This is a genomic window from Bordetella muralis (assembly GCF_965139205.1).
Taxonomy (GTDB): Bacteria; Pseudomonadota; Gammaproteobacteria; order Burkholderiales; family Burkholderiaceae_B; genus Bordetella_A; species Bordetella_A muralis.
Genome location: NZ_CBCSIU010000020.1, coordinates 1 through 9,036, shown reverse-complemented (window position 1 = coordinate 9,036; position 9,036 = coordinate 1). Strand labels below are relative to the sequence as shown.

Here is a 9,036-nt window from a genome sequence, read left to right as displayed (position 1 = left end):
TCGCTGCGCTCCTTCGGTTTCCCTCGCTCGACCACGAGGCGCCCCCACACGCTTACCGCCCCGCCACGGAGGTCTAAATAGAGACGCCCGATGCCATCAAACGATCAAGTCTGCTGATAAATCTCAGCCCCCTTGCGTACAAACTCCACCGCCTTCTCCCGCATCCCTTGCTGCAACGCATCCTTCTCACTGACCCCTTGCGACGCCGCATAATCACGCACGTCCTGCGTGATCTTCATGCTGCAGAAATGCGGCCCGCACATCGAGCAGAAATGTGCGACTTTCATTGAATCTTTAGGCAAGGTCTCGTCGTGAAACTCCTTGGCTGTATCAGGATCCAGGCCGAGGTTGAATTGGTCATCCCACCTGAACTCGAACCGCGCCTTCGATAGCGCATTGTCACGAATCGCCGCGCCTGGATGACCCTTGGCCAGATCCGCTGCATGTGCGGCGATCTTGTAGGTGATGATGCCGTCCTTGACGTCTTTCTTGTTGGGCAAGCCCAAGTGCTCTTTAGGCGTGACGTAGCAGAGCATGGCTGTGCCATACCAGCCGATCAACGCGGCGCCGATGCCTGAGGTGATGTGATCGTAGCCGGGGGCGATGTCGGTCGTCAGCGGCCCCAGGGTATAGAACGGCGCCTCGTGACAATGCTCGAGTTGCAACTCCATGTTTTCCTTGATCATCTGCATCGGCACATGGCCTGGGCCCTCGATCATGACTTGCACGTCGTGTTTCCATGCCACTTGAGTCAGCTCGCCCAGTGTCTTGAGCTCGGCGAATTGGGCCTCGTCATTGGCGTCGTAGCCTGAGCCAGGCCGCAGGCCGTCGCCCAGCGAAAAGCTGACGTCATAGGCCTTCATGATCTCGCAGATGTCCTCGAAGCGTTCGTACAGAAAGCTTTCCTTGTGATGCGCGAGACACCACTTTGCCATGATGGAGCCGCCGCGTGACACGATGCCTGTCATGCGGTCGGCAGTCATGGGAATGAACGGCAGACGCACGCCCGCGTGTATCGTGAAATAGTCCACGCCCTGTTCGGCCTGCTCGATCAAGGTGTCGCGGAAAATCTCCCAGGTCAGTTCTTCGGCTTTGCCATCGACTTTTTCCAATGCCTGATAGATCGGCACGGTGCCGATGGGCACGGGTGAATTCCGGATAATCCATTCGCGGGTTTCGTGGATATGTTTGCCGGTAGAGAGGTCCATGACCGTATCGCCACCCCAGCGGATGGACCAGGTCATTTTTTCGACTTCTTCGCCGATGCCCGAACTGACCGCGGAATTGCCGATGTTGGCGTTGATTTTGACCAGGAAATTTCGCCCGATGGCCATGGGTTCGACTTCGGGGTGATTGATGTTGGCAGGGATGATGGCGCGGCCGCGGGCCAGTTCCTCGCGCACGAATTCGGGCGTAATGACTGCGGGGATGGCAGCGCCGAAGGATTGCCCAGGATGCTGGCGCAGCAGACGGCGGGCCATTTTCTCGCCATCGGGGCTGCTGGCGCGCAGCGTTTCCAGGTAGTGTTCGCGCCGCAGGTTCTCGCGGATGGCGACGAATTCCATTTCCGGCGTGATGATGCCGCGCCGCGCGTAATGCATTTGCGAGACGTTCGCGCCCGTTTTGGCCCGGCGCGGCGGGCGTTGCAGATCAAAACGCATCGCCGTCAGTTTGGGGTCGGTCAGGCGTGACTGGCCGTATTCACTCGTGGGTCCGCCGAGGACCTCGGTGTCGTTGCGTTCTTCGATCCAGGCTTTGCGCAGCGCGGGCAGGCCGCGGCGGATGTCGATGTGAATGTCGGGATCGGTGTAGGGGCCGCTGGTGTCGTACACCGTCAACGGAGGATTGCTTTCACCACCGAACATGGTGGGCGTTGCGTCCTGCGAAATTTCCCGAAAGGGCACGCGGATATCTGGCCTGGAGCCGATTTCGTAGACTTTGCGGGATTTGGGCAGCGGTGCGACGGCCGCGGCATCGACTTGCGCCGTAGCGGCGAGGAACTTGGGATTGGCGTTCATGGAAAGCTCCAATAATGAGGTTGGAGCCGATTGGGGATGGATTCCGGGCCAGATAGGACGAACCCGGCCCTGGGAGACAGGCCTGGCGACGCGGAATACGCTCCCAGCATCGGCATTATCCGTACTGGTACGAAGGGACTCTCTCAACACGTCGCCCCGGAAAAGGCGACGAGTACCCCTGCGTGAAACCGAAGTATAGGTGGTATCGTGGTTGTATGGTCGTATTTCGCTGCTTTACATCTGCATACGGTTGGGGCTATCGGGACACGCAACGGCCCTGTACACTTTTTGTAAGCTGGGTGGCAGTCAGCGACCCGGCATGCAGCTCCCTCAGTCATTGAAAAAGGAATAACCATCATGCAACTCACTATGCGCAAACTGGCTCCCGCGCTGGCTGTCCTCACGCTCGCACTGGCCGGCTGCCAAACTCCGCCGAAGCAAGGGACTGAAGGTGCAGCCAGCGGCACTACCACGCCCCAGACTCCGGCCCAGCCGGCGACGGCTTCCGCAGTTGAGTTCTATGTGGCTCAAGCGACGACGGCGCCCGGCCTGACGGAAGTCAAGATTCCCGATGGCTCGTTGTTCATCCAGCGCCAGCCCGTGCTGACGCGTGCCGATCTGAGCGAGGCCGCCGCCCTGGTTGATCGTCAAGGACAGAATTTCGTCGGCCTGCGCTTCACAGAGGCCGGTGCCCGTAAATTGAACGAGGTGAGCAGCCAGAACATCGGCAACATGCTGGCGTTGGTCATTGATCGTGAGCTCGTTGCTGCTCCGCGTATTGCCGAGCCGCTGAACCGTGGCGTGCTGGCCTTTGGCGTGCCTTCGGCCCAGGCGGCATCGGATATCGCAGCCAAGATCCGTGGCGATCAAGGGCAAGCGGCCCCGGCTAATGGCGCTGCACCTGCCGCGCCGGCTACCCCCGCTCCGGCTGCCCCCGCTCCCGCAGCTCCGCAATAAAAACGATTTGAGGCGTTGAGGCGGCGTCAGCCGCCAATGAAAACGCCCTCATGCTTGCGTCGTCGGCCTGCCCTTCCCAAAAGTGAATGTTTTTTTCTGGGGGCGGCAGGCAACAAAAAGGCCTGGGATGATTACCATCCCAGGCCTTTTTTATTGGTGCGTAGGGAACGGATCCGGCTTAACGGACCCATGCCCCATGTCAGATCAATCCTCTTCTACGAAGGTTTCCTGACGTTTCTTGCGGATGGAGGGCAGTGCCACCAATACGACCAGAATCGCAGCCGCAGCCAACAAGGACGCAGACAAGGGCCGTTCGACAAAGGTGAAGAAATCACCGCGCGATAGCAGCAGGGCACGACGGAAGTTTTCCTCCATCATGGGGCCCAGCACCAAGCCCAGCAGCAGCGGGGCGCCTTCGCACTTCAGTTTCGACCAGAAATAGCCGATCACCCCGAAGATGGCCGTGGTGAAAATGTCGAACGTGTTGTAGTTCAACGAATACACCCCGATCGTGCAAAACACGAGAATCGCCGGGAACAGAATGCGATAGGGGACTTTCAGCAGTTTGACCCATACGCCGATCAGCGGCAGGTTCAGCACCACCAGCATCAGGTTACCGATCCACATCGAGGCGATCAGACCCCAGAACAATTCCGGGTGGCTGGTCATGACCTGCGGGCCGGGCTGGATGTTGTGGATGGTCATGGCGCCAACCATCAGGGCCATCACGGCATTACCCGGGATACCCAAGGTCAGCAGCGGGATGAACGAGGCTTGTGCACCGGCGTTGTTGGCCGATTCAGGACCTGCGAGACCAGCGGGGTGTCCCTTGCCAAAGCGTTCCGGCTCTTTGGAAATTTTCTTTTCCAAGGTGTAGGACGCGAAGGCCGACAGTACGGAGCCGCCACCAGGCAGAATACCCAAAATCGAACCCAGAGCCGTACCACGGATGATAGCGGGGGCTGCTTCGCGGAATTCTTTTTTGCTGGGGTACAGCGAACCGATCTTGTCTTGGAGCTCGACGCGGTTTTCTTTTTGTTCCAGGTTGGACAAAATTTCCGCAAAACCGAACACGCCCATGGCCACGATGGCAAAGTCGATACCGTCTTGCAGTTCGGGAATACCGAAGTCATAGCGGGCCACGCCTGAGTTGACGTCGGTGCCAACCATGCCCAGCAGCAGGCCCAACAAGATCATGCAGATGGCTTTAGGCAGAGAGCCAGAAGCCAGCACCACTGCACCGATCAGGCCCAGGGTCATCAACGAGAAGTATTCGGCCGGACCGAATTTGAACGCGATTTCGGACAGTGGAGGCGCGAAAGCGGCGATCAGCAGGGTTGCCACGCAGCCAGCAAAGAATGACCCGATAGCTGCCAGCGACAATGCCGCGCCCGCCCGCCCGTTACGCGCCATCTGGTGGCCGTCGAGCACAGTGACTACCGCCGAAGTTTCGCCCGGCAAGTTGACCAGAATGGCGGTGGTGGACCCCCCGTATTGCGTGCCATAGTAAATGCCCGCCAACATGATCAAGCCAGCGACTGGTGGCAGCACGTACGTGATCGGCAGCAGCATGGCGATCGTGGGTACGGGGCCCAGACCCGGGAGCACGCCAACCAATGTGCCGAGAATGCAGCCTAGCAGGGCGTACAGTAGGTTTTCAGGTGTGAACGCAACCGAAAATCCGATCGCCAAGTGTTCCATCAATTCCATGATTGTGTCTTCCCCTTATTAGTTCATGCCTAGAAACGACGGCCATAGCGGGAAAATCAATCCCAGACCCTTGATGAACGCCAGCCAGCAGAACACAACAAGGAAGATGGCGTTGAGCAAGGCGACGCGCCAGCTGAACTCATGGCTGGCCAGACTGCTGCCTACGACTAGCAGGAACAGTGACACGTAGAGACCCAGCGGGCGCAGCAGCACGCCGAACAAGACGACGGAGCCGATGATGATGAACAGAATCTTGAAATCGAACTTGTCGATCGTGGTTGCAGTTGCCTTGGGGGACATGGCTCCCAAAGCCACTACTGCTCCCAGAATGGCCAGGCATATCCCCAGCCAAAATGGAAAATAACCGGGGCCCATCCGGGCGGATGTCCCCATGGAATACTGTGTGGCGCCATACGCAAATCCCAGGCCGATTAGGGTAAACATCACCCCCGACCAGAAATCTTGCTTGTTCTTTAGCTGCATAAAAGGTCTCCGTATTGTGTCGTGCCATACTGCGCGAGCATGGGTGGCGGAGACCTAATGTCTAAGGACGCATGAAGCTTGGACAAAAAACATATAAAAAAATATGGCACGGCGGCGCGAGCCATATCAGGGTTGCCAAGCGTCCGGACACTAAGCGCACCGCCAGCACGCAAAGTCCAAGTCGAACGGATCGTATCACGATGTAGTTTAGAATTCTGTTGGTGAATCCTCTAACTTTTCAGGGGGCAAAGATCGACACGCAGGAATTGCAACCGGCGGATTTTGCAACCTTGGCCGAGTTTCGTTATGCCTTGCGCTGCTTCACGGTTTTCAGTGAAGCCGAAGCGCACGGACAGGGACTATCCCCGCAACAACATCAAGCGTTGCTGGCTATCAAGGGCAGTAAAGCGCAGGCTCTGACCGTTGGTGAGCTTGCAGACAAGCTCTGTATAAAGCATCACAGCACCGTCGAACTCATCAGCCGATTAGTGCGCATGAGCATGGTGTCACGTTCGGTCGACCCCGAGGATGGCCGGCGTGTACGGGTGACGTTGACCGCCTTGGCCGAAGCAAAATTGCAGGCGCTGTCCGCCGTACATTTCGAGCAACTGCGGCGCATCGGGCCCTTGCTGATTAAATTATTGGACCAGTTCGGTTCTTCAACTCGCTGAAAAAACGACCATCAGATGGACACTACCCCTGAATTGCGTGCTGTTTTCACCCCTGCGGGGCGCCTGCGTGCGTCGATCAACCTGGGCAATCCCATCTTGGCCGGACGCAATGCCGCCGGTGAGCCTGCGGGCGTATCGATCGATCTGGCGCGCGAATTCGCCCGTCGTCTCGGCGTCGAGCTCGAATTGGTGGTGTTCGATACGGCCGGTAAATCCGTCGACGCTGTGACGGCTGAAGAGGCCGATATCGGCTTTTTTGCGGTGGATCCGGTACGTGGCGCCGGTATCGCGTTTACGGCACCCTATGTGCTGATCGAGGGCGCCTATCTCGTCAAGGACGACTCGCCGCTGCAATCGAACGACGAGGTGGATCAAGCCGCGCACCGCGTCGCGGTCGGTAAGGGCAGCGCATACGATTTGTACCTGACGCGTGAGCTCAAGCATGCCGAAATCGTCCGAGCTCCGAGCTCTCCGGCTGTGGTCGATACTTTTCTGGAGCAGGGGCTGGAGGTAGCGGCGGGCGTACGCCAGCAGCTGGAATCCGATGCGCAGCGTTTGAGTGGCCTGCGTTTGCTGCCGGGCCGTTTCATGGTGATTCGCCAGGCGATGGGCTTGCCCAAAGGGCGTGATGCCAGGGCGGCAGCGCTGCTCAGCGCCTTTGTCGAGGACATGAAGGCCAGCGGTTTCGTCGCTGACGCGCTCGCGCGTCATGGCATTCAAGGCGCCTCGGTAGCACCGGCGGAACCCCGAGATTAAATTCTCATATTAGGGAAAATCCTAGGGCTGTTGCCGTTCGATTTGTTGTGTTGGCACAACGATTTGGCTGTGTGACAGCCCGCTGTCAGGTATTGTTAAAGGATTTTTCGCGTGGCAACACGATATGCGATGCGGCCTGCCCGGGCTTGTGTCATGAGCGCCTCGACGCTCATGACGACTCGCTTTTCTGTGCCCGATAACAAGCAGAACGGATTGATCAATCCGCCGAGCCGGGTGCTGGGTCCTGCACGCGTTGCTTGATTTCTTCGTGGTGCTTTTCCATTTCTTGGCGTAACGCGCGGCGTTCGCTTGCAGCCTCGTAGCGTTGGCGTTGTTCCAGGGTATGTAGAACCAATGGCGGGACGGCCGTCGGCTGCCCGTTATCATCGACCGCCACCATCGTGAAATAACAGCTGTTGGCGTGGCGCACGATTTGTTTGCGGATGTCCTCGGTGATCACCTTGATGCCGATTTCCATCGAGGTCCGGCCCGTGTAGTTCACGGACGCCAGAAAGGTGACCAGTTCTCCGACATGGATCGGTTGCCGAAACATGACCTGGTCGACGGACAGGGTGACGACGTAGTGGCCCGCATAACGGCTGGCACAGGCGTAGGCGACCTGATCCAGGTACTTCAAAATCGTGCCGCCGTGGACGTTACCTGCAAAATTCGCCATATCGGGCGTCATCAGGATAGTCATCGACAGTTGGTGATTGGTTTCTTGCATGGCAGATCGCGCGAGTGAAAAACGCCATGGTAATCGCTGGGCTTGTTGTTTTTGCAAAACTTGACGATACGCTGCCATTAAATAGGGGTACGATCACAAGCTCCATCCCTTGGAGAAACCCATCATGTCATCATTATCCAAACGTTGCATGGCCGAGTTGATCGGTACTTTTTGGTTGGTGTTAGGCGGTTGCGGCAGCGCGGTATTGGCTGCAGGTTTTCCTGAATTGGGCATTGGTTTTGCCGGGGTTGCCCTGGCATTCGGGCTGACGGTGCTGACTATGGCGTATGCGGTGGGCCATATTTCGGGCGGGCATTTCAACCCGGCCGTCACAGTGGGGCTCGCGGTAGGCGGGCGGTTCCCGACGCGCGAAATTCTGCCTTACGTGGTGGTGCAAGTGATCGGAGCAATACTGGCGGCTGCCGTGCTGTATTGCATTGCAAGCGGCAAGCCGGGCTTTGATCTGGTGGCAAGCGGTTTTGCCGCGAACGGTTATGGCGACCATTCTCCGGGCAAATATGCCTTGGGGGCTGCGCTGGTATGCGAAATCGTTCTGACGTTCGGTTTTCTATTCGTGATCCTGGGGGCCACTGATAAGCGCGCGCCGGCCGGCTTTGCCCCGATACCGATTGGCCTGGCTCTGACGCTGATTCATTTGATCAGTATTCCTGTGACAAATACGTCGGTGAACCCGGCGCGCTCTACGGGACCGGCGTTGTTTGTCGGGGGATGGGCGGTGGAGCAGTTGTGGCTGTTCTGGGTGGCGCCGATTGTGGGCGCGATTCTGGCTGCGTTGGTGTACCGTTTCGTAGCGGGGCGCCAAGACTCATGAGAAACCGTCGCCCCATTTGATGGAGCGACACGTGTCTCAATCTGAAAAAATCATGCTGGTCACCGGCGGCGGCCGGGGTATAGGCGCCGCGGTGGCGCGCCTGGCTGCCCGCCGGGGTTATGCCGTTTGCGTGAATTATCGTCATCGCCGCGAGGATGCGGATGCGGTGGTGCGAGAAATTCAGGCCGATGGCGGGCGAGCCATTGCCGTCGGCGCGGACGTTGCCGACGAGGCGCAGGTTGTGCGGTTGTTTCAAACCGTGGACCGGGAGTTGGGCAGGGTGGATGCTCTGGTCAACAACGCCGGCATACTCGAGACGCAATGTCGGCTCGAGGACCTGGATGCTGCCCGTGTGACGCGCATTCTGATGACAAACGTTGTCGGCGCGGTGGTGTGTTGCCGCGAGGCGGTGCGGCGCATGAGTCCGCGTCATGGTGGACGGGGCGGCGCTATCGTGAATGTGTCTTCGGTGGCGTCTCGTTTGGGATCGCCCGGCGAATATATCGATTACGCAGCGTCGAAAGGGGCGCTCGATACGTTGACGATCGGTCTGTCTAAAGAGGTGGCGGCCGATGGGATTCGTGTGAATGCGGTTCGGCCAGGAACGATTTATACCGAGATGCACGCCAGTGGCGGGGAGCCTGGGCGGGTGGATCGATTGGCCAGTGCGATTCCGTTGCAGCGGGGCGGTACCGTTGAGGAGGTCGCGGGGGCGGTGATGTGGCTTTTTTCCGATGAGGCGGGGTATACGACGGGGTCGTTTATCGAGGTTTCTGGTGGGAAATAGGTTTGGCCTGGTGCCCTTCTGCTAGGCGTTAGGTGCGGTGTTCGGTTGCTGACACAGGGATGGGCTCATTAGGCGTCCCTGCCGGGGGCGTGGGC

9 protein-coding genes are annotated in these 9,036 nt (G+C 58.7%); 5 read left to right on the top strand and 4 right to left on the bottom strand.

What is annotated here, in order from left to right; genetic code table 11:
- Positions 1–104 precede the first annotated feature (104 nt).
- Positions 105–2,018: a phosphomethylpyrimidine synthase ThiC gene (thiC, locus tag ACNA0I_RS21760; protein ID WP_415808116.1), complete on the bottom strand. Its 1,914-nt coding sequence runs from the start codon at positions 2,016–2,018 to the stop codon at positions 105–107.
- A gap of 357 nt (positions 2,019–2,375) precedes the next feature.
- Between thiC and ACNA0I_RS21755 the strand changes: the two genes are divergently transcribed.
- On the top strand, positions 2,376–2,975 hold the full coding sequence (locus tag ACNA0I_RS21755; RefSeq protein ID WP_415808115.1) for a SecDF P1 head subdomain-containing protein: 600 nt from the start codon (positions 2,376–2,378) through the stop codon (positions 2,973–2,975).
- Positions 2,976–3,179: 204 nt separating this feature from the next.
- On the opposite strand, the gene ACNA0I_RS21750 is transcribed toward ACNA0I_RS21755, so the two are convergent.
- Together ACNA0I_RS21750 and ACNA0I_RS21745 are read right to left on the bottom strand one after the other, a co-directional pair.
- Positions 3,180–4,685, bottom strand: coding sequence for a tripartite tricarboxylate transporter permease (locus tag ACNA0I_RS21750; RefSeq protein ID WP_415808114.1), 1,506 nt, complete (start codon positions 4,683–4,685; stop codon positions 3,180–3,182).
- 18 nt (positions 4,686–4,703) lie between these two features.
- A complete protein-coding gene (locus tag ACNA0I_RS21745) occupies positions 4,704–5,168 on the bottom strand; it encodes a tripartite tricarboxylate transporter TctB family protein (protein WP_415808113.1) in 465 nt (154 codons plus the stop codon).
- A 221-nt stretch (positions 5,169–5,389) separates the two neighbouring features.
- On the opposite strand from ACNA0I_RS21745, the gene ACNA0I_RS21740 reads away from it, so the two are divergent.
- Together ACNA0I_RS21740 and ACNA0I_RS21735 are read left to right on the top strand one after the other, a co-directional pair.
- The gene (locus ACNA0I_RS21740) at positions 5,390–5,839 is read left to right on the top strand and encodes a MarR family winged helix-turn-helix transcriptional regulator (protein WP_415808112.1); all 450 of its coding nucleotides are present in this window, start codon (positions 5,390–5,392) and stop codon (positions 5,837–5,839) included.
- A 15-nt stretch (positions 5,840–5,854) separates the two neighbouring features.
- The gene (locus tag ACNA0I_RS21735) at positions 5,855–6,595 is read left to right on the top strand and encodes an ABC transporter substrate-binding protein (protein ID WP_415808111.1); all 741 of its coding nucleotides are present in this window, start codon (positions 5,855–5,857) and stop codon (positions 6,593–6,595) included.
- Positions 6,596–6,812: 217 nt separating this feature from the next.
- Here the strand turns inward: ACNA0I_RS21735 and ACNA0I_RS21730 are convergent, their stop codons facing one another.
- Entirely contained in the window at positions 6,813–7,322 is a 510-nt protein-coding gene (locus ACNA0I_RS21730) for an acyl-CoA thioesterase (protein ID WP_415808110.1), read from the bottom strand.
- 124 nt (positions 7,323–7,446) lie between these two features.
- Between ACNA0I_RS21730 and aqpZ the strand changes: the two genes are divergently transcribed.
- Both aqpZ and ACNA0I_RS21720 read left to right on the top strand, forming a co-directional pair.
- Positions 7,447–8,154 carry an aquaporin Z gene (gene aqpZ, locus ACNA0I_RS21725; protein ID WP_415808109.1) on the top strand — a complete coding sequence of 236 codons (708 nt, stop codon included), beginning with the start codon at positions 7,447–7,449 and terminating at the stop codon, positions 8,152–8,154.
- A gap of 52 nt (positions 8,155–8,206) precedes the next feature.
- Complete coding sequence (locus ACNA0I_RS21720) at positions 8,207–8,941, top strand: SDR family oxidoreductase (RefSeq protein ID WP_415808175.1); 735 nt, start codon at positions 8,207–8,209, stop codon at positions 8,939–8,941.
- Positions 8,942–9,036 lie beyond the last annotated feature (95 nt).